Source organism: Mesorhizobium amorphae CCNWGS0123 (assembly GCF_001686985.1).
Taxonomy (GTDB): Bacteria; Pseudomonadota; Alphaproteobacteria; order Rhizobiales; family Rhizobiaceae; genus Mesorhizobium; species Mesorhizobium amorphae.
In genome coordinates this window covers 3,139,312-3,159,173 of sequence record NZ_CP015318.1, presented here as the reverse complement: position 1 = coordinate 3,159,173, position 19,862 = coordinate 3,139,312, and the positions used below count along the sequence as shown (strand labels likewise).

Here is a 19,862-nt window from a genome sequence, read left to right as displayed (position 1 = left end):
CGCCCCATGACAAGCCCAACCACCATCCCCATCCATCTCACCATCAACGGCCATGATCATTCGCTGGAAGTCGAGCCGCGCGTCACTTTGCTCGATGCGCTGCGCGACCGCCTCGACCTGACCGGCACCAAGAAGGGCTGCGACCAGGGCCAGTGCGGCGCCTGCACCGTGCATGTCGACGGCGAGCGCGTGCTTGCCTGCCTCACTCTTGCCGCGCAAGTCGAAGGCCGCTCGATCACCACCATCGAAGGGCTGGTCGAGGCCGACGGCACGCTGCACGCCGTGCAGGCCGCCTTCCTCGAACAGGACGCCTTCCAATGCGGCTATTGCACGCCGGGACAGATCATGTCGGCGGTGGCCTGCATCCGTGAAGGCCATGCCGGTTCGGACGAGGAAATCCGCGAATACATGGCCGGCAATCTCTGCCGCTGCGGCGCCTATCCGCACATCGTCGCCGCCGTGCGCCAAGCAGCCCTGGAGGTGCAGTCATGAGGGATTTTTCCTATCTTCGCGCCACCTCGCCCGCTGCCGCGCGTGAAGCGGCCGCACTCCCCGGCGCCATGCTGCTTGCCGGCGGCACGACGCTGCTCGACCTCGCCAAATGCGGTGTCGCCGAACCCGAGACGCTGGTCGATATCAGCCATCTCAAAGGGCTGGACACGATCGAGGTCGGCGAGCACGGCGCCAGGCTGGGCGCACTGGCCAAGATGAGCCAGGTCGCCGGCCATGAGGGCATCAAGAGCCGCTTCCCCGCTGTCTCGGAGGCGCTGTGGCAGGCGGCTTCGGCGCAGATCCGCAACATGGCGAGCATCGGCGGCAATCTGATGCAGCGCACGCGCTGCCCTTATTTCCGCGACCCGGCCAATTTCCCCGCCTGCAACAAGCGGGAGCCCGGCAGCGGCTGCTCGGCGATCGGCGGCGTAACCCGCGGCCATGCCGTGCTCGGCACCAGCGAGGCCTGCATCGCCATGTATCCCGGCGATCTCGCGGTTGCCCTCGTCGCCTTCGACGCGACCGTCCATCTCGGTGAGCGTCAGCTCTCCGTCGACGACTTTTTTCTCCTTCCCGGGACCACGCCGGAGCGGGAGCACGCGATCCAACCCGGCGAGATGATCACCCAGATCAGCATCCCGGCATCGGCCGCCGCGCGTCGTTCGACCTATCTGAAGGTCCGCGACCGCCAGTCCTATGAGTTTGCCGCAGCCAGTGCCGCCGTCGGCATTGAACTCGAAGCGGACGGCCGCACCATCCGTGACCTGCGCGTCGCGCTCGGCGGCGTCGCCACGAAACCCTGGCGGGCGCGGGCCGTGGAAGAAGCACTCAAAGGCAAGGTGCTGGAGGAGGATGCGGTCCGCCGCGCCAGCCTGCTCGCCGTCGAGGGCGCCGTCGACCATGGCGCCAACCACTACAAGATCGAACTGGCGCCGCGCGTCGTCGCCCGCGCCATCCTCAAGACGGGAGCCATGGCATGACCATTCACGACCTCAGAACCCGGCACGGCGACGCTTCGGACGGCAGCGCCGATCAGGTCGGCGGGCGGCTGTCGCGCGTCGACGGCCCTGCCAAGATCACCGGTGCTGCGAAATACGCGGTCGAGCAGCAGCTCGAAGGGCTTGCCCATGCCGTGCTGGTGGAAAGTACGGTTGCCGCCGGCAAGGTGCGCGCGATCGACACGGCAGCGGCAGAGGGCGCGCCCGGCGTGCTTCTGGTGCTGACGCCCGACACCATCCCGCCGCTGAAGACGGCATCGGACTGGTTCGGCACGCCGCCACCCGATGTGCCCTATTGCCCGCTGGCGCGTGACATCGCATTCAGCGGCCAGCATGTCGCGGCCGTGGTTGCCGAAAGTTTCGAGCAGGCGGTGGCAGCGGCAGCACTGGTCAAGGTCAGCTATGACGAAGCACCGGCAGTCGCCGATCTCAGCGACCCCAAGGCCGGCGACGGCATTCCGATCGACATGATGACCAAGGAATGGGGCGAAGCCGAAGCCGCCTTCGCCTCGGCACCGGTGCGCATCTGCGCCGCCTACAACACACCGCGCGAATACCAGGCACCGATGGAGCCGCATGGGCTGATCGCCGCCTGGCAAGGCGACCGGCTGACCGTCTGGGAGCCGAGCCAGTGGCTCGACGGCATGGCGCGCACCTATGCCGAATGGTTCGCCATTCCGTTCGAGAATGTGCGGCTGGTCTCGCCCTATATTGGCGGCGGCTTCGGCTCCAAGGCGCTGGCACTTTCGCATGGCGCGGTGGCGGCCAGTGCCGCGAAAATGCTCGGACGGCCGGTGCGGCTTGTGATGAGCCGGCCGCAGACCTTCACCGGCTATGGCGGCCGGGCGGCGACGCGGCAGACGGTGACGCTCGGTGCCGACCGCGACGGAAAAATCCAGTCTATCGTCCATCGCGGCGTCAACGAAACCTCGATGGGCGGCATGTGGGTCGAGCCGCTGGGCTCCGTCACCTCGGTCATGTACGCGACGCCGAATTTCTCCTCGAAGCAGAATGTCGTGCGGGTCAATTCGGTGGTGCCGGGCGCGATGCGCGCGCCGGGCGAGAACCCGAGCGCCTTCGGCATCGAAAGCGCCATCGACGAACTCGCCTATGTGGTCGGCATCGATCCGCTGGAGATCCGGCTCAGGAACTATGCCGAGCAGGATCCGCATGCCAGGAAAGCCTGGTCGACAAGGCAGTTGCGTGAGGCCTTCGCTGCCGGTGCCGAGGCGTTCGGCTGGGCCAGGCGCAGCCCTGCCCCGCGCTCGATGCGCGACGGCAACCAGCTGATCGGCTGGGGTGTCGCCGCCGGCACCTATCCGGTGCGGCGCGCCTATGGCGAGGCACTAGTGCGCATCCTCGCCGACGGCACGGTCGAGGTCGAAAGCTCGTCGATCGACATGGGCCAGGGCACGTACACGATCCTGGCGCAGACGGCGGCCGAGACGCTCGGCGTGCCGGCGGACAATGTCGTGGTCAAGCTCGGCGACTCGCGCTTTGCCCGCGCCGGCGTCACCGGCGGCTCGAGGCTCGCCGGCATTATGACCGGCGCCGTGCACAAGGCGGCCGGTGCGGCACTCGACCAGCTGGTCGGCCTGGCGATCTCCGATCCGCGCTCGCCCTTCCATGCGCTGCAGGCCAACACGCTGGTCGTGGCAGGCGGCCGTGTTTCATCGCCGCGCGGCGACGGACCGGAGGTTTCGATCGCCGAGCTGCTGGCCAGCGTCGGGGCCGACCAGATCGAGGCCAAGGGCGACACCATGCCGGCCAACTCGACCGCCGAGGATCGCTACAAGGCCTACACCACCATCGCGACGCCGCTGACGCACACCGATGGCGACTATTCCCGGCATAGCTGGTGCGCGCATTTCATCGAAGTGCGCGTCGACGAGGATTTCGGCACGGTCAGGGTATCACGCGTGGTGTCGGCGCTGGATTCGGGCCGGCTCTACAATCCGAAGCTGGCGGAAAGCCAGTGGAAGGGCGGCATCATCATGGGCATCGGCCAGGCGCTGCTCGAAGAAGGCATCGTCGACCGCCGCCACGGCCGCATCGTCAACAACAACCTCGCCGACTATCTGGTGCCGACCAATGCCGACATTCCGGATATCCAGACGATCTCGGTCGGCATCCCCGATCCGCATTCCTCTGCGCTCGGCGGCAAGGGCGTGGGCGAGTTGGCCATCGTCGGCGTGGCCCCGGCGGTCGCTAACGCGGTGTTCCACGCCACGGGCAAGAGGGTGCGGGATTTGCCGATCACGCTGGAGAAGTTGATCTAGAGGCGGTGGAGCTGCCGATCTCCCCGCAGGAGGGGAGATCGGCTGCCGTCTTGGCCTTACTACTTTGCCCCACCCTGCTTCAGGAATTGGCTGAGCAGGTCCACCGGCAGCGGGAACACCACCGTGGACGAGCGCTCGCCGGCAATGTCGTGCAGGGCTTCGAAGTAACGCAATTGCATGGCTTGCGGCTCGGCCGACAGCATCCGGCCAGCTTCGACCAGCTTTGCCGCCGCCTGCTGCTCGCCGTCGGCATTGATCACCTTGGCGCGGCGCAGCCGCTCGGCCTCGGCCTGCTTGGCGATGGCGCGGACCATGCTCTCGTTCAGGTCGACATGCTTGATCTCGACATTTGAGACCTTGATGCCCCAGGCATCGGTGCGCTGGTCGAGGATCTCCTGGACGTCGTTGTTGAGCTTGTCGCGCTCGGCCAGCATCTCGTCGAGCTCGTGCTTGCCGAGCACAGAGCGCAGCGTGGTCTGCGCCAGCTGGTTGGTGGCGGCCATGAAGTCCTCGACCTGGATGATCGCCCGCTCGGCATCGACGATGCGGAAATAGAGCACGGCGTTGACCTTCACCGAAACATTGTCGCGCGAGATGACATCCTGAGGCGGCACGTCCTGGACCACGACACGCAGGTCGACCCGCACCATCTGCTGGATGAAGGGAACGAGGATGATGAGGCCAGGCCCCTTGACCCCGGTGAAGCGGCCGAGCGTGAAGACCACGCCGCGCTCATACTCCCTGAGAATGCGGATGGCCGCGGACAGGAACATGACCACGACCAGAGCGAGTACCAGATAGGCCACATAACCAACCATCATTGTCTTGCTCCATTCTGTCCCGCATCGCGGCGGCGCACCGTCAACACGAGGTCGCTGACACCGACCACCTCGACGCTGTCGCCCGGTGCGACGGGCTCATTGGCCTTCGCCCGCCAGCGCTCTCCTAGAGCCAGCACATGGCCCTCGCCGCCTTGCCAGTCGAGGATCTTGGCGGGCTGGCCGCGCATGGCCTCGCCGCCGACGCGCGGCAGGCTCCGGCGCGCCGCCCACAGATAGCTGCCGGTGAGCAGCGCCAGGCCAAGCGTGAGCGCGGCGGCGGCGCCGATGACCGCCCATGACATCTCGAAGCCGGGACCCTCGACCTTGAGCAGCATGGCGGCGCCAAGCAGAAAGGCGCTCACGCCACCCAGCCCAAGCACCACGGTGGGGTTGAAGGCCTCGACGGCAAGGAAGGCAATGCCGAGCAGCATCAGGGCAAGGCCGGCATAGTTGATCGGCAGGAGATTGAGCGCATAGAGCCCGAGCACGAGGCAGATGGTGCCGACCACGCCGGGCGCCACCGCGCCGGGGCTGGTGAACTCGAAGACGATGCCGTAGATGCCGACCAGCATCAGGATGACGGCGACATTCGGGTCGGTGATGACGGAGAGAAGCCGGATGAACCAGCCGGGCTCCAGCGTCTCGACCGGCAGCCCTTTCGTCGCCAGTGTCTTTTTGGCGCCGGCCGCCTCGACGGTGCGCCCATCCGACAGTTGCAGCAACTCGGTCGTATCGCGGGCGACGAAGTCGATGACACGCTCCTGCAATGCTGCGTTGGCCGACAGGCTGGCCGCTTCGCGCACCGCCTTTTCGCCCCAGTCGCCGTTGCGCCCGCGCAGTTCGGCCAGCGAGCGGATCAGGGCAACCGCGTCATTGGTCACCTTGGTCGTCATCGCGTCGGCCGCCGGCGGCCCGGTGCTCTTGTCGTCCTTCTCCTTGTCGCCGCCCGGCAGCGACGGCAGCCCGCCCATCTCGACCGGTGTCGCGGCACCCAGATTGGTTCCGGGCGCCATCGCCGCCACATGGGTGGCATAGAGGATATAGGTGCCGGCACTCGCCGCATGGCCGCCCGCCGGCGCGACATAGCCGATGACGGGCACCGGCGAAGCCAGGATGTCGGCGATCATCTCGCGCATCGAAGTGACCAGCCCGCCAGGTGTGTCGAGCTGAAGGATAAGGACTTCGGCGTCCCGCCTGGCGGCGACATCAAGCGCTTCCTCGAGCTGTCTTGTGCTTGCCGGCCCAATGGCACCGTCGATCGCGACGCTCAGCGCGACTTTCCCGCTCCCGGCCGATGGCAAGGGAGAAAGGACTGCGGCGGCGACGAAAGCCGCGGCAAGAAGGGCCACCCGCGCGAAGGTCACGCTCAAAGCTCCATGGATTCAATATGGGTTGTATTGGGGCGAAGTCCAATGAGGATGCGGTGGTGAGTGGCTCGCATCCACCTTTGCCAATCTCGGTGCTGCCACCCAAGCATTTGCCCTGTATGGTCGGTGGCCACGAATGTCTCGATGAGGGAAATCATGCGAAGCGTGCTGGCGGCATTCATCTTCGCGGCAGCACTGCAGGCCACGCAGTCGGCTTATGCCGCGCCATGCGGCTGGTCCGCGAAGATGGAGGAAGACGAAGGCGGCAGTGTGCTGACGGCGTCGGTCTGCGGCGGACCGAAGGCCGATGCGCACCTGATGCTGACCTGTTTTGGCAAGCCGGTGCTGAGCTATGATCTCGGTCCCACCGGCCAGCAGCTGGAACCCGGCATCAGCGCTTCGTTCGTGTTCAGGGCCGGCGGCAAGGCCGTGACCAAGACGCTCGAACTCGAGGCGATGTACAATTACTTCACGCTGCACATGGACAGCGCCGACCCGCTGCTCGCCTTGCTGCGCGCCAAGGGCGAAGCCACGGTCGCTTCGGACAAATATGGCGAGAACAGCTTTCCGCTCGCAGGCTCAAGCGTCGCCATCGGCAAGGTGCTGGCCGCGTGCGGCAAGGCTTCTTCCGGCGACGGAGACTGAAGCCCGCAAAACTGGCCGCCTCGCGCCTCCTACGAGGCAATCAGCGGCACGGTGACGGTTGTCGCGTAGCTGATGGGGTACTGGTCGAAGTAGGGAAAGTCGATCACGAAGGCATAGCTGGCGTTGACATGCGCCATCTTGAAGCCGCCGCTCGCCGGGTCGGTGGTGATCGTGACGCTGACGTTTTTCAGGCCGAGCGCCTCGAGCTTCTGTTTCGCGATCGCCTGGATCTGGGACTCGGTCATGGTGTTGTTGAGCTGCAGGGAACGCGCGGACGCCTCGAGCGCGTAGCGCACGCTGGACATGTTGTTCATCGACCAGCCGAAGGCGAAGATGCCGAATAGGAGCATGATCAGGAAAGGCGCGATCAGCGCGAATTCGAAAGCGGCGCCGCCCGAGGCATCGCCGGCAAATGCCCTGGCTCTCTGTTTAGCGGACACGGACCACCTGCTGATGAGAAATCTCGCTGTTGCCCGGGAAGACACCGAAGGTGAAAGGCGGAACCCAGGTGCCCGACGCCTGGATCTGGACGAAGACCGAAGACACCTTCGGGCCCGCGCAGATGGTCGTCGAAGTGACCACGGTCGTTCCGCACTTGTAGCTGCGGGTAACCGTGACCGCCGCATCGTCCGGTTTCTTTTCCCAGCTTGCCACCGCCGCGGCCTGGATGGCGCTGTCGTCGGTGGCGCCGGCCATCACCAGGTTCGCCGCCGTCTTCACGCCGGCCCGCATCGCCAGCGAACTGGTGACGTAGGACCAGCCGTCGGCGATGCCGAAGAGCGCGGTGCACAGCACTGGCAGCACGAGCGCGAATTCCACCGCGGCGGCGCCGGAGCGGTTCTTGCGGAAGCGGATCGCGAATGGCCCCATGCCGCTACTCGACGATCCGCACGGCTTGGGCGGCCGGAATATTCTTCATCCCAAGGCTGGTGCAGTCCTGCTTGATGATCGTACTGCCGGACCACTGGATCGTGTCCGCAACCACCTGGGTGCAGCCATTTATGCCCGAGAAATTGCCGAGATAGTTGACCTGCTGCCTGGGGAAATAGATGGCCCCGGTCAAAAGCGAGCTCGCGGTGCCGTTGAAGGTGCTCTGTGCCGCGGTCCCCGTCCTGTCGCCGTAGAACAGCACGCCGGAATAGGCGCCCGAGGTCGGCGCGCTCAGTGTCACCGTGGCATTGCCGTTCATGCTGACGGTGTTGCTGCCGGACATGAAGATGGTCACGCCGGTTCCGGAGATGACCGCGTTGGCGTTGACCTTCAAACTGCCCTCCACGACATAGACACCCGGAGAAAGCGTAACGTTGCCCTTGAGGTCCATGCCGCTGCAGTAGGTGCCGGCCTGGAGCGTTTGTGAGGTTTTGTTGCCGTTGACGTTCTTGCACGGGTTCGAGGCCGTGGGTGTCGGCAGGCTGGCGTAAGGATCGGCCGCAGGCAAGGCCTGGGTAATCGGGGCCTTGCAGACCATCGTGGGTGTGTTGGCAAGCGAAACGCCGCCAACCGATATCAGGCAGTCAGTCTCGAGGGTCGCCGAGCCCTGAAGCTTGATGGCATCGCTGGCGATCGAATTCGACATGGTGACGCAGCCGGTCTGCTTGGGGGTGGTGTTGCCGGAAAAGAGTATCGCCTGCGAGGCCGACGCATTGAGCGCTATGTTGCAGGCATAGGCGCCATCGGTGATGAGCGCCACCGCCCTCGCCTTTTCGGGAACCTGCCCCTGAACGAAGATCGAGGTGAAGATTCGGTCAAGGTTCCGGTTGAGGATCACCTCGACCGCCTTGTTGGCCGTGTTCGGCCCCGAGGTGGGCGGCGTGTGGACGACGATGGTGCCGGTGCCTAGTCCGTTCGAGGTGGCCGACTGGATGGCGGCCGTCGTGATCGCCGTGGTGTCGGATCCCGCGATCTTCTCGAGCGCACCGGCATAGGCGGCGGCGTCCGCGGTCGCCTGCAGCTTCAGGCTCGAATAGTACCAGTAGGACGTCTCCACGCCGAGACCTGCCCCGCCGACGACGACGGGCAAAGTCAGCGCGAAAACGACGGCGACGTTGCCGTCCGCCTCGGCGCCGCGACGCAGGCAGTGGGAGACAAAGTCCAAAAGAGTATTCAGAAGCATCCGCATAGCGCATTTAAGCAATCATGAATACGCTAACTATTTCCTAAGGATTTGCCTCGATTTTCGTTCATCACCACATCTTCAGGGGACGACGATCCGCCATCGGGCCGGCGTTGCCGCATTTAAGCTGGCTGCCTTTTACCCCCGCGCATCGCTTAAGTGACGTGAGAGGCTGCTATTTGCGCCTCCCTGCTTCCGGCGAGCGAGAGCAGAGGCTTCACGGCAGTGGCAACGCAAGCTCCCCCGGCGGCGAAGCACGCCGAAAGAGCCGCCACGAAAATACACCCAAAAAAAGTCAGGTTGAAAAGCCCGGCGCGGAGCGCGCCCGGCCAGCGAAAAGTAAACCGATTCAAGCGCCTAGATCAGGGCTGACGCAACGTCCCCTGCAACCGCGAAAAGCCCGGAAAACCGGCTTTCCCGAGGTCTTTTCATGCCGGCAATAGCGTGATCGAGCGGTGCTCCAAGCGCCTGCCCGAAGACTGAAAATCCTCTCTTTCAGCCCCACCCAGGCGGCGTTGACAGGCGGCACCGCCAATGGATATTCGCACAACTACGGGTCACGCCATAACCGTGGCTGTTGGGGACGGACGGGGTTTCAACAGCATTGGCGGCGGCGCCGGACGGGCGGGCACTTGCAAGTGTACCGCCCGCTCCTGGCCAGCCTCTCCCTCGCGGGAAACTCAAGCCTGGATCAAGCTTTGGCCTGGATCAAGCCTTCGGGTTGGCGTCTGAAACGGGCGCGCCTGCCGTCACCACGGACAGCTTTTCGCGCCGGCTAAGCGTCGGCTTGCTGTAGGCCTTTTTCATCGGCATCCCCTCTGCCAGAAGCGATCAGCGAAAGTGATCCCGTGGCGCTCGCTTTGTCAAGCATATGCTAAAATATGGTGCACTCCTTCGCCCTTGCGTCTTGTCCGCCGATTGATCATCTTCGCCGGATTGAGGCACGGGTTGGGGAATCGCAGATGCCGACGCTCTATGCGTTGAAACCAGCCTTCCAGGCGAGGTTGAGGCCGCTTGCCGACTGGCTGGCAAGAACCGGCGTCACCGCCAACCAGATCACGCTTCTCGCTGCCGCACTCTCGATCGCCACCGGCGCGGCGGTCGCCGCGTCTGCCGATCATCGCGGGGTGTTCCTCTTGATGCCGGCGGTGCTATTCGCACGCATGGCGCTGAACGCCATCGACGGCATGCTCGCCCGGGAGCATGGGCAGGCCTCCAGGCTCGGCATGTATCTCAACGAACTCTGCGACGTTGTTTCGGACCTGGCATTGATCCTCGCCTTCGCCATCGCCTTTCCTGTCTGGGGCGTCGTCGCCTTTGCGATTGCCGCGATCATCGCGGAATATGCCGGCGTGCTCGGCGTCGCGGCCGGCACGAGCCGCAACTATGCCGGCCCGTTCGGCAAGAGCGACCGGGCCCTGGCGCTCGGCATCATTGGCTTCCTCATCGCCTGCGGGCTTTGGCTGCAAGTCCTTACACCCTTTGTGTTTCCGGCCATGGCTACACTGTCGCTTGCGACCGCCATCAACCGGATACGCAGCGGCCTTAGAGGCGACCTATGACCAGCCTCGAAGGAACCGCCATGCTTCACGAACAGAACATTACCGCCGCCACTGTCGCCGACGAGAAGCGCGTGGCCGAGGAGCGGACCTTCAAGAGCCATGACGGCACCGAGATCTTCTACCGCTACTGGCCGGCCGTCGGGGAATCCGCCAAGGGCGCCATCCTCCTGTTCCATCGCGGCCACGAACATGGCGGCCGCATGGCGCATCTGGTCGATGAACTGGCCATGCCCGACTACGCCTTCTACGCCTGGGACGCGCGCGGCAATGGCCGCTCGGCCGGCGAACGCGGCTATGCGCCGTCCTTCGCCGCACTTGTGCGCGACATCGACTGTTTCGTGCGCGAGATCGGCAGGGACGGGTTTGGCCAGCGCGACATCGCGCTGATCGCGCAATCGTTCGGCGCCGTGCTCACTGCCGCCTGGGTGCATGACTATGCGCCCGACATCCGCGCGATGGTGGCGGCCTCGCCGGCCTTTTCCGTCAAGCTCTACGTGCCCTTCGCCAAGGAAGGCATCGCACTCTGGCAGAAGCTCAAGGGCCGCTTCTTCGTCAATTCCTACGTCAAGGCGAAATTGCTCACCCATGATGCCGAGCGCATCGCCTCCTTTGAGGCCGATCCGCTGATCACACGGCCGATCGCCTCCAACATTCTGGTCGAGCTTTATGCCCATGCCGCGCGCATCGTTTCCGATGCCCGCGCCATCACAGTGCCGACGCAGCTCCTGATCTCCGGAGCCGACTGGGTGGTACGTCACGGGCCGCAGCACGAGTTCTTCGTCAACCTGGCGAGCCTCGCCAAGGAGCGGCATGTGCTGCCCGGCTTCTTCCACGACACGCTGGGCGAGCGCGACCGCAAGATGGCGCTCGACCTGATCCGGCCGTTCCTGGAAAAGCAGTTCGCGACGCCGGAGAAGGCGATAGACCTGACCGGCGCCGACCGTACCGGCTACACGCGCGACGAGGCCGACCACCTTGCCTCGCCGCTGCCGCTGCTGTCGCCCAAGGGCCTCTACTGGGCCATGAGCCGCGCCTCGATCCGCATGGGCGCCTGGCTGTCGCCCGGCATGAAGACGGGCATCGCCACCGGCTTCGATTCCGGCTCGACGCTGGACTATGTCTACGAGAACGAGGCGCGGGGCATCGGCTTCGTCGCCCGCATGGTCGACCGCACCTTCCTCGACGCCATCGGCTGGCGCGGCATCCGCCAGCGCAAGCTTCACCTGGAAGAATTGATCGGCAACGCTGTCGCGGCGCTGAAGGCGGCCGGCCGTCCCGCGCACATAGTCGACATCGCCGCCGGCCATGGCCGCTATGTGCTCGATGCCATCGCCAAATGCGCCGAGCCGCCGGCGAGCGTGCGGCTGCAAGATTATTCCGACATCAATGTCGGGTTGGGCTCGAAGCTGATCGCCGACCGGAATTTGCCGACCAGCGTCTCTTTCCGCAAGGCCGACGCCTTCGACGCAAAGATGCTAGGCGCCCTGAAGCCGGCGCCCGATCTCGCCATCGTCTCCGGGCTCTACGAGCTGTTTGCCGACAATGCTATGATCGCGCGCTCGCTGGGCGGACTGGCCAGCGCCATGCAGCCCGGTGGCCTGCTGATCTACACCAACCAGCCCTGGCACCCGCAGCTGGAGATGATTGCGCGCAGCCTGACCTCGCATCGCGGCGGCCAGGCCTGGGTGATGCGGCGGCGCACGCAGGGCGAGATGGACCAGCTGGTGGCGGTTGCCGGCTTCGAGAAGATCGACCAGCGCATCGACCAGTGGGGCATCTTCACCGTCTCGGTCGCGCGGCGCGTCTAGAGCATGGCCGTGCCTGCCGCAGACCTTGCCCCCATTGCGGCCGAGCGGCCGAAAGATCGCTTCAGCGCCATCCTGCTCAGGGCCGCGCTTTGGCTGATGCTGCTGGCGCCGCTGTTCTACTCGACCTACGGCTTTGCCAACTGGCTGGCGTCGCGGCGCGACGATGTCGGCAGCATCGTCTTTGCGTGGGAGCGCGACATCCCGTTCATGGCCTGGACGATCGTGCCCTATTGGTCGATCAATCTGTTTTACGGCCTGTCGCTGCTGCTCAACGATACGAAGAACGGTGTCGACCGCCTCGCCGGCCGCTATCTCACGGCGCAAGCCGTCGCGGTGACCTGCTTCATCCTGTTCCCGCTGAAGGCGACCTTCGTGCGGCCGGAAACCTCAGGGCTGCCCGGTTTCCTGTTTGCGGTGCTCGGCGGCTTCGACAAACCGTTCAACCAGGCGCCATCGCTGCACATCGCGCTGCTGGTGATCATCTGGGACCACTGGCGGCAGCGACTGAGCGGCATTACCGGTGTCGTCTGGCACGTCTGGTGTTTCCTGATCGGCGCCTCGGTGCTGACGACGTGGCAGCACCATTTCATCGACATCCCGACCGGCGCACTGCTCGGTTTTTTTGCGCTGTGGCTTTTCCCGGCCAAGGGCGAATTGCCCTTTTCCGGCTTTCGCCTGACAACCGACCCGAAAGCCAGGCGGCTGGCGCGGTTCTATGCGCTGGGCGCGGCTCTGGCGCTGGCGGGCGCGGCTGCCGGCGCCTTCGCCTCGCCTGTCGCGCTGATCCTGTTGTGGCCGGCCTTGGCGCTGGCCATCGTCGCCTTCGCCTATGCCGGGGCCGGGGTCAAAGTGTTCCAGAAAGCCGCCGACGGCACTGTGCCGCTGGCCAGCCGCATCGTGCTCTCGCCATACCGGCTCGGTGCCCGGATCAATCAGTGGATGTGGACACGAAAACTGCCGGCGCATGTGGCGGTCACCGACGGCGTGTTCCTCGGCCGTTTTCCGACCGCCAGCGAAGCCAACAGCTTCGGCACGGTGATCGACCTTGCTGCCGAACTGGAACGGCCGCGCGGCACCTCCTGCCGCTGGACCAGCCTTGCCATGCTTGACCTTGTGGCGCCGCCTGCGGACAGGCTTGCCGAAGCCGTGCCGGCGATCGAAGCGGCACGCAGGCACGGCACAGTGCTGGTCTGCTGCGCGCTCGGCTTCCAGCGTAGCGCCGGTGTCGTCGCCGAATGGCTGGTCGCCACCGGCCGGTCGCACACGGCAGCACAAGCGCGGAAGGTGCTCGCGGCATCCGGCCGTCCAGTGCACATTCATGCAAGGGTGGACGAACCGGCATGAGCGAACGGGGCAATGGCTTTACGTTGATGAGCGCTGGCGCGTCCTTATGGGAAGGCGAGCAATTGTTGATGTCTGTACTGCCCCTCACCTGCCTGCCTGCATCCTCTCCCCGTATGGTGACGGGGAGAGGGACGCACTCCTCGACGGTTTCGCCAATCATCAATAGTGCTGAGGTAGCGCCAAGGCCGCAGCCAGTCCCTTCTCCCCGTCACCATACGGGGAGAAGGCTCCGGCAGGCGGATGAGGAGCCGCGCAAACGCCCGGAAATGGTGAGGGGCTGCACCAAACCTGACGTGATTGTTCCGGCATGAGCGGCAGCGCCTTCCAGGACAAAGCCGGCGCCTTCGCTGCCGGGCTGATGGTGCAGGTGGCGTGGCCGCTGCTGCTGATCGCGGCCTGCATGCTTGCCACGCCTGTCATCGGGCTTGCGGCCGGGCCGCAGGCGACGCCGCTGTCGGCGGCGGCCTGGTTCGTGGCGGCGGTGGGCGCCCTGGCTACCCTCGCCTTCTCCATGCTCATCCTGTTCGACGCGCTGCTGTTCCGGCTGATGGCCAGCCACGACAATGAAGCAGCCGGCGGTGCGACGATCGACGACGTGCTGGCGCGCATGCGGCTCAAGCCCGCGCCTGCCGCCACTCGCTCGCTCGACCAGCGCATGGCAGGCACGCGCCGCCTGCTGATGAAGCAGCGCCTCGCCTTCGCCCTGTTTGCGGCGGTGTCGCTGGTGGCGGCATTCCTATGAGCCCTTCGATGACCAAACTCCACCTCCGCGCCAACACATTTACCCTGCTGCAGACGGTGACCTCGGTCGGCCTGTCGGCGCTGGCCTGGGTGGTGACCGGGGTGCGGCCGATCTGGAACGGCAGCCAGCCCTCGGAGCGGCAGCGCATCTACTTCGCCAACCATGCCAGCCATGGCGACTTCATCCTGTTGTCGGCCTGCCTCAGCGAAAAGGTGCGCGCCCGCACCCATGCGGTGGCGGCGGCGGAATACTGGGGCAAGTCGCGGCTGCGCCGCTACATCGCCGAGGACATGCTGTCGTCGGTGCTGATCCACCGGCAGTGGACCGACGAGGCGCAGAACCCGATCTCGATCATGCTCTCCGTGCTCGACCAGGGCCACTCGCTGATCCTGTTCCCCGAGGGCACCCGCAACACGACAGACCAGCCACTGCTGCCATTCCGCTCAGGCCTCTATAATCTGTCGATGGCGCGGCCTGAGGTCGAGTTGATCCCGTGCTGGATCGAGAACATGTCGCGCGTGCTGCCCAAGGGCCAGTTCCTGCCGGTGCCGCTTCTGTGCCGCGTCGTCTTCGGCCCCGCGGTATCCATCGCGCCCGGCGAGGACCGGCGCGCCTTCCTCGAGCGCGCCCGCCAGACGCTGCTTGCGCTCAACCCCCGCCCGGATCGAGATGACTGATGCCACCGATGCATGAAACCATGATCCTGGTGATCGGCCTGGTCGGCGTGTTGACCACGGCCAGCCTCGTCGCCGGCATCCTGTCGTGGCGGGCGCCGAAGCCGCTGTCCTCGACGCTGGTCAACCTCACCCAGCGCATCAACGCCTGGTGGGTGATGGTGGTGGCGATCACCGTCGCGTTCTTCTTCGGCCGCACCGGCATGACCATCCTGTTCGCGCTGATCTCGTTTGCGGCACTGCGCGAATTCGTGACGCTGACGCACAGCCGGCGCAGCGACCATTGGGTGCTGCTCGGCATGTTCGGCATCATCATCCCGTTCCAGTACTGGCTGGTGTGGACCGCCTGGTACGGGCTCTTCACCATCTTCATCCCGGTCTACTGCTTCCTCCTGATGCCGGCGATCACCGCGCTCAACGGCGACACCGAGCGCTTCCTCGAGCGCGTCGCGGCGCAGCAATGGGCGGTCATGATCTCGGTCTACTGCGTCAGCCATGTGCCGGCGCTGTTGACGCTCAACGTGCCCGGCTTCGAGGGCCGCAACCTGCTGCTCATCGCCTTCCTGATCATCACCGTGCAAGGCAGCGACGTGCTGCAATACATTTTCGGCAAGCTGTTCGGAAAGCACCTGCTGTCGCCGTCCGTCTCGCCGTCGAAGACCTGGGAAGGGCTGGTCGGCGGGCTGGCGGCATCGAGCCTGCTCGGAGCGCTGCTGTCCTTCCTGACGCCGTTCTCGCCGCTGCAGGCGGCGGCCGTCGCCCTCGTTGCCTGCCTGATGGGATTTCTCGGCGGACTTGTCGCCTCGGCCATCAAGCGCGACCAGGGCGTGAAGGACTGGGGCCATCTGATCGAAGGCCATGGCGGCATGATGGACCGCGCCGACAGCCTGGTCTTCGCTGCCCCGGTGTTCTTTCACACCGTGCGCTATTTCTGGTCGGCGTGAAGGGCGACCCTAGCCCGCGTGGCTCAGCCAATGGCGGTCGAACACATCGAGGATGGCGCGGAACTCGGTCGGCGGGATCTGGTGGACGCCGCCGTCGCTGCCCCCAACCAGGAACCGCGTGAGCTGCCGGTCGACCAACTCCGGCTGCTCTATTGCCATGCCGAGCAATGCCAGATCCCTAGTGATTGACTGGTCGGGCAGCAGGTATCCGCCCCACGAAGCGGCGCCGGGCGCCAGGTCGCGCACATGCACGACGAGGATCCTTGTCAGCGACGGCTGCGCCTCCGGGCCGATGATGGCGGTGCCGCACATATAGCCGCCAAGCACGCTTCCCGGCTTCGACTGCGGGAACAGGCTGAGGAAGAACTGGGCATCGCCGCCGACTTCCTTCAGATGCACGTAGAGGCCGCGCTTGGCCGGCGTGACCGGGCCGCCAAGCACCAGCTGGCCGGTCGGCAAGGCCTCGCGATAGGTGGCAGTCAGGCCATGCAGGCCAGGCCCTCCCTCGATCGACAGGATGCCCTTGATGAAGTGGCCGCGATAGTAGGGCGACCAGGCGCGCGAATAACAGGCGTAGGTTCCGGCGAGCGCGAAGGCGAGGCTGCGCTCTTCGTGGGTGGACGAGGTCTCGAACTGAGCGCCTGCGTGCCGCTCCAGCTCCGCTCTGTCGACGCCGTGCTGGGCGCAGATTTCGGCGGTGAAGCTCGCCAGGTCACTCTCGGCGATCCAGACGCCTGATTGTGCCAGCCGCAAGAGCTTGGCCCAATCGTCATAGACGCTGTGATCGCGCGGCTGGGCGCGGCCCTGCAGCCATTTGTCGGCGCGGCCGAGATCGAAGGCCGTCTTCGGATTGACGCGCCGGAATGCCGCCGCCAGATCCTTGCGGCTGACGGTCCCGAGCAATGCAGATGTGAGGCGCAGCTTCTGCGCGATATGCTGTGCCATTCAACTGCCCCTCAATGCCCGCTGCAGGCATAACACGCACGGCCAATTCCTGCCGCCGTATTTTTCCACATGCTAATATCCGTGGAATTCCAAAGAATTCCACGGAGTTCCGCACATCCGACCTGTTCGGTGCCATGGCCAGCGCTAAGCTGATCGAGGGCAAGGGGAACCGTCATCAAACTCGCATTTGCGCGGGCAAGCACGCTATCCCTTCCTTCGTCGAACCCGTGACACTCAGTTGGAGCAATCGGCGAAACTGAGCTTCACGGCACCTCAACAAGAAAGGAACGGATCGATGTCCCGGACTGCTTCTCCCACAATCCCCTTTATCGCGGCTGCGGCTGGATGCGCCGCAATGGCGCTGTTCCTGACCTTCGGGCCGACCGGACCATCGCGAGCAGCTGCGGGGATCAGCTCACGCGCGGCAGCGACATACGTCAAGCCGACGCCAGCCATCCAGCCGACGCGCATCGAAGTCGACGGCGACGCGCATTCGATACGCTTCTACATCGACGGAAAGCAGGTCGCCCTGCTCGACGCCGCCGGTTTCAAGGAATGAATTCGGCACCCGGCACCAGGAGTCGTGGATACAGGAAGGGGAATCTCATGAAACGCGCACTATCCGCACTTTTCGTCGTGCTTGCACTGTCGCAGGCGGTGGAGGCCAAGACAAAGATGCCAGTCACCGACACGACAGCGCCCGCGATCGAAGAAAGCCGGCCGCCGCTCGACAACACACCGACGGGCGGGATCACGCCTGCCGACGCAAAGGCGGCGCCGGCTACGGACGGATCGCAGTATCCGCCGGCGCTGTACCTCAATTTCCAATAGGTCGCTTTCTGCTGGCCGTGACGCCCGGATCCAATGGCCCGCGCGCGACGACGACTAGGCCTGCAGCCTCGTCGCCGCGGGTTCAGCCGGCTACCGCGAGCGCCGCCTTCTTGCGGGCGGGCGGGCGTCGCCGCAGGCGACGCTTCGCGGCGAGCTTGAGCTTGACCGGCGGCGCGTCGGTCAGCGCGCCCAGCACGGCGTCGACCATGCCATAGGCGACGAAATCGGCGTTGAGATCGCCGGCCAGCGCTTCGGCGGATTGTCTGTCGTTGTTGCCGGCCTCCGACCAGAACACGATGCCGACCCGCAGCGCCGGCCTGACGCGCTTCAGCCGACGCACCAGGAAACGGGCGTGCTTGACGGAGTTGCGGTTGAGGAAGCCGACCACGACGCTGTCGACGGCATCGAGTTCGAGGCGACGAATGCCTACGGCCTCCATGTCGACAAAGCTTGCCTTCGACACGGTGGCGCCCTGGACTTCCAACACCTGCGCCAGCATGGCGGCGGCGGCATCGTCGAGTTCGCCGCGCCCGCCGGCACACAGCACCGACATGCCGGTGCCGTCGGGCAGTTCGGCCTCGGCCTCGCCGGCGGCGTCTTTGCCCCCGTTCGCAGCGGTCTCGTCGGCCACGGCCGGCTCATCGTCCTCTTCCGCTTCCTCGCGTGCGCTGTCGTCGAGATTGGCGACGAGCGTCAGCGCGCTGGCCGCCACCTGCTGCCGCTGCTGCTCGTCCATGACGCCACGGACACGATCCTGCTCGCCAAGCAGCAAGGCCGGGATGGCGACCTTGTCGTAGAAGTCGACCAGATATTTCTCTTCCAGCATTTCCTCGGCATGGTCGGTGGCTTCGTCAGGATCGCCCGCCAACAGCCGCTGGTAGAGCCGGGCATGCGGCTCGAGCACCGGCTCGTTGCCGAAAAGGACGTCGAGGAATTCGAACTGCGGCACGTGCCGGCCGAGCACGACCAGACAGACGGTGAGCGGCGTCGACAGGACCAGGCCGAGCGGCCCCCAGAGCCAGGTCCAGAAGATCGCCGCGACGATGATGGCGAGCGGCGACAGCCCGGTGCGCGAGCCATAGAGCCAGGGTTCGATGACATTGCCGGTGAGCATCTCCATGACCACGAACAGCCCGGCCGTCCATAGCAGCAGCGACCAGCCGGGCGCCACCGCCAGCGCCAGGAACAGCGGCAGCAGCGCGCCGATGATCGGGCCGATATAGGGAACGAAGCGCAGCGCCAGCGCCAGCAGGCCCCACAAGAGCGCATTGGGAATGCCGAGGATCCACAGCCCGATCGTAATGGGTATGGCGTAGACGATATTCACCACCAGCTGCATGAGCAGATACTGGCCGACCCTGGTGCCGGCATCCTGCAGCGCCTGCGTGGTGCGGTGAAGGTCGCCATAGCCGACAAGGCGGATGAAGCGGTCGCGCAGATCCTCCCGCTCCAGCAGCATGAAGATGACGACGATGATGATCAGGCCGGCCGAAGCCAGCGGGCTGATCAGCGGGCCGACCAGGTTCTGCAGCACTTCGAGCGGCCTTTCGCGGGCGACGATCTCGACTGGCAGGGGCTCGCGTTTCGGTGCCTCGGCAGCGGATGGCAGCTGCGGCTCCTGGCGCTCGATCTCCTGGCCGATGCGCTCGACCACGCTGCTCAATCTGGAAACGATGCCGCCGCCGACGCCGGTCTCCTTGAGCGCGCGGACCTTGGTCAGGATGTTTGTCTGGTAAACTGGGATGTTCTGCGCCAGTTCGCTGACCTGCGATGCGACAATGAAGGATAACAAGGCGAGTGCCGCGAATGCGCTGAGCACACTGACGATGACAGCAGGGGTGCGAGGAAGGCCTATTCGTTTGAGGGCGGAAACGACCGGGGCAAGCGCAAAGGTCAGCAGCAGCGCGATGGCGATCGGCAGGAAAACCTCGCGGCCGAAATACAGGGCGGCGATCGCCGCCACGACAGTCGCGACGGTGGGCAATGACATGCGCGGGGCCGTGGCAGCGGAAAGAATGCTCCCCAGCCCGGGGCCCGACGGGTCTCGACGACTGGTCGTCACTTGATGCCTCCACCCTGCCAAGGTCATGATCGGGTATATTTAGTCGGCGCGCAACGTTTGCGTTCCACAGGATAGTGCTGCCTCACAAGGCTTCGCCCGCCACCCGGGGCGGGTCGCGGGCAAACCCTATCGACACAGGAAGGGACGTTGCTGCGTAGATACCGGTGCATCTAACCCATACTTAAGACGCATCTTCATAGATCAGCTAAAGAAGACCCCAATCGTTATACATACC

General features: G+C 65.4%; 19 protein-coding genes. 12 read left to right on the top strand and 7 right to left on the bottom strand.

Annotated elements, in window-relative coordinates:
• The first annotated feature begins 6 nt into the window (after window positions 1-6).
• Genes A6B35_RS14765 through A6B35_RS14755 form a run of 3 tightly spaced genes read left to right on the top strand, consistent with a single transcriptional unit; the run spans window position 7 to window position 3,769 of the window.
• Complete coding sequence (locus A6B35_RS14765) at window positions 7-492, top strand: (2Fe-2S)-binding protein (protein ID WP_083209836.1); 486 nt, start codon at window positions 7-9, stop codon at window positions 490-492.
• Window positions 489-1,472, top strand: coding sequence for an FAD binding domain-containing protein (locus A6B35_RS14760; RefSeq protein WP_065518205.1), 984 nt, complete (start codon window positions 489-491; stop codon window positions 1,470-1,472). Before A6B35_RS14765 ends, A6B35_RS14760 begins: the two co-directional genes overlap by 4 nt.
• Window positions 1,469-3,769, top strand: coding sequence for a xanthine dehydrogenase family protein molybdopterin-binding subunit (locus tag A6B35_RS14755; RefSeq protein WP_006201437.1), 2,301 nt, complete (start codon window positions 1,469-1,471; stop codon window positions 3,767-3,769). The genes A6B35_RS14760 and A6B35_RS14755 overlap by 4 nt, the downstream gene beginning before the upstream one ends.
• A 59-nt stretch (window positions 3,770-3,828) precedes the next feature.
• On the opposite strand, the gene A6B35_RS14750 is transcribed toward A6B35_RS14755, so the two are convergent.
• Together A6B35_RS14750 and A6B35_RS14745 are read right to left on the bottom strand one after the other, a co-directional pair.
• Window positions 3,829-4,590 (bottom strand): slipin family protein, encoded by a 762-nt coding sequence (locus tag A6B35_RS14750; protein ID WP_006201436.1) that lies wholly within the window; start codon window positions 4,588-4,590, stop codon window positions 3,829-3,831.
• Window positions 4,587-5,954, bottom strand: a complete 1,368-nt coding sequence (locus A6B35_RS14745) for an NfeD family protein (protein ID WP_006201435.1) — start codon at window positions 5,952-5,954, stop codon at window positions 4,587-4,589. Before A6B35_RS14745 ends, A6B35_RS14750 begins: the two co-directional genes overlap by 4 nt.
• Window positions 5,955-6,113: 159 nt before the next feature.
• Here A6B35_RS14745 and A6B35_RS14740 point away from each other — a divergent pair, with 159 nt between their 5' ends.
• On the top strand, window positions 6,114-6,602 hold the full coding sequence (locus A6B35_RS14740; protein WP_244425907.1) for a hypothetical protein: 489 nt from the start codon (window positions 6,114-6,116) through the stop codon (window positions 6,600-6,602).
• A gap of 29 nt (window positions 6,603-6,631) precedes the next feature.
• On the opposite strand, the gene A6B35_RS35555 is transcribed toward A6B35_RS14740, so the two are convergent.
• From A6B35_RS35555 to A6B35_RS14725, 3 genes are read right to left on the bottom strand one after another with little or no spacing between them, the layout of a single operon-like run.
• The gene (locus A6B35_RS35555; RefSeq protein ID WP_006201433.1) at window positions 6,632-7,042 is read right to left on the bottom strand and encodes a TadE/TadG family type IV pilus assembly protein; all 411 of its coding nucleotides are present in this window, start codon (window positions 7,040-7,042) and stop codon (window positions 6,632-6,634) included.
• On the bottom strand, window positions 7,032-7,472 hold the full coding sequence (locus A6B35_RS14730) for a TadE/TadG family type IV pilus assembly protein (RefSeq protein ID WP_006201432.1): 441 nt from the start codon (window positions 7,470-7,472) through the stop codon (window positions 7,032-7,034). The genes A6B35_RS35555 and A6B35_RS14730 overlap by 11 nt, the downstream gene beginning before the upstream one ends.
• A gap of 4 nt (window positions 7,473-7,476) precedes the next feature.
• On the bottom strand, window positions 7,477-8,697 hold the full coding sequence (locus A6B35_RS14725; protein ID WP_006201428.1) for a pilus assembly protein TadG-related protein: 1,221 nt from the start codon (window positions 8,695-8,697) through the stop codon (window positions 7,477-7,479).
• Window positions 8,698-9,677: 980 nt separating this feature from the next.
• Here A6B35_RS14725 and A6B35_RS14720 point away from each other — a divergent pair.
• The 6 genes from A6B35_RS14720 (at window position 9,678) to A6B35_RS14695 (ending at window position 15,789) form a co-directional block, all read left to right on the top strand.
• Window positions 9,678-10,277 (top strand): CDP-alcohol phosphatidyltransferase family protein, encoded by a 600-nt coding sequence (locus A6B35_RS14720; protein ID WP_006201426.1) that lies wholly within the window; start codon window positions 9,678-9,680, stop codon window positions 10,275-10,277.
• 20 nt (window positions 10,278-10,297) lie between these two features.
• Window positions 10,298-12,085, top strand: a complete 1,788-nt coding sequence (locus A6B35_RS14715) for a bifunctional alpha/beta hydrolase/class I SAM-dependent methyltransferase (protein WP_167361621.1) — start codon at window positions 10,298-10,300, stop codon at window positions 12,083-12,085.
• 3 nt (window positions 12,086-12,088) lie between these two features.
• Window positions 12,089-13,429 carry a phosphatase PAP2/dual specificity phosphatase family protein gene (locus tag A6B35_RS14710; RefSeq protein ID WP_006201424.1) on the top strand — a complete coding sequence of 447 codons (1,341 nt, stop codon included), beginning with the start codon at window positions 12,089-12,091 and terminating at the stop codon, window positions 13,427-13,429.
• A gap of 307 nt (window positions 13,430-13,736) precedes the next feature.
• Window positions 13,737-14,171, top strand: a complete 435-nt coding sequence (locus A6B35_RS14705) for a hypothetical protein (protein ID WP_006201423.1) — start codon at window positions 13,737-13,739, stop codon at window positions 14,169-14,171.
• A gap of 8 nt (window positions 14,172-14,179) precedes the next feature.
• Entirely contained in the window at window positions 14,180-14,848 is a 669-nt protein-coding gene (locus A6B35_RS14700; protein WP_040582512.1) for a lysophospholipid acyltransferase family protein, read from the top strand.
• Window positions 14,849-14,856: 8 nt separating this feature from the next.
• Window positions 14,857-15,789, top strand: a complete 933-nt coding sequence (locus A6B35_RS14695) for a phosphatidate cytidylyltransferase (RefSeq protein WP_040582509.1) — start codon at window positions 14,857-14,859, stop codon at window positions 15,787-15,789.
• Window positions 15,790-15,798: 9 nt separating this feature from the next.
• Here A6B35_RS14695 and A6B35_RS14690 read toward each other — a convergent pair whose 3' ends face one another.
• Window positions 15,799-16,734 carry a hypothetical protein gene (locus A6B35_RS14690; protein WP_006201420.1) on the bottom strand — a complete coding sequence of 312 codons (936 nt, stop codon included), beginning with the start codon at window positions 16,732-16,734 and terminating at the stop codon, window positions 15,799-15,801.
• A 355-nt stretch (window positions 16,735-17,089) separates the two neighbouring features.
• Here A6B35_RS14690 and A6B35_RS14685 point away from each other — a divergent pair, with 355 nt between their 5' ends.
• Window positions 17,090-17,293 (top strand): hypothetical protein, encoded by a 204-nt coding sequence (locus A6B35_RS14685; protein ID WP_006201419.1) that lies wholly within the window; start codon window positions 17,090-17,092, stop codon window positions 17,291-17,293.
• Between the two features lie 47 nt (window positions 17,294-17,340).
• Window positions 17,341-17,565 carry a hypothetical protein gene (locus A6B35_RS14680; RefSeq protein ID WP_006201418.1) on the top strand — a complete coding sequence of 75 codons (225 nt, stop codon included), beginning with the start codon at window positions 17,341-17,343 and terminating at the stop codon, window positions 17,563-17,565.
• An 82-nt stretch (window positions 17,566-17,647) separates the two neighbouring features.
• On the opposite strand, the gene A6B35_RS14675 is transcribed toward A6B35_RS14680, so the two are convergent.
• Complete coding sequence (locus tag A6B35_RS14675) at window positions 17,648-19,555, bottom strand: AI-2E family transporter (protein WP_006201417.1); 1,908 nt, start codon at window positions 19,553-19,555, stop codon at window positions 17,648-17,650.
• Window positions 19,556-19,862: the final 307 nt, after the last annotated feature.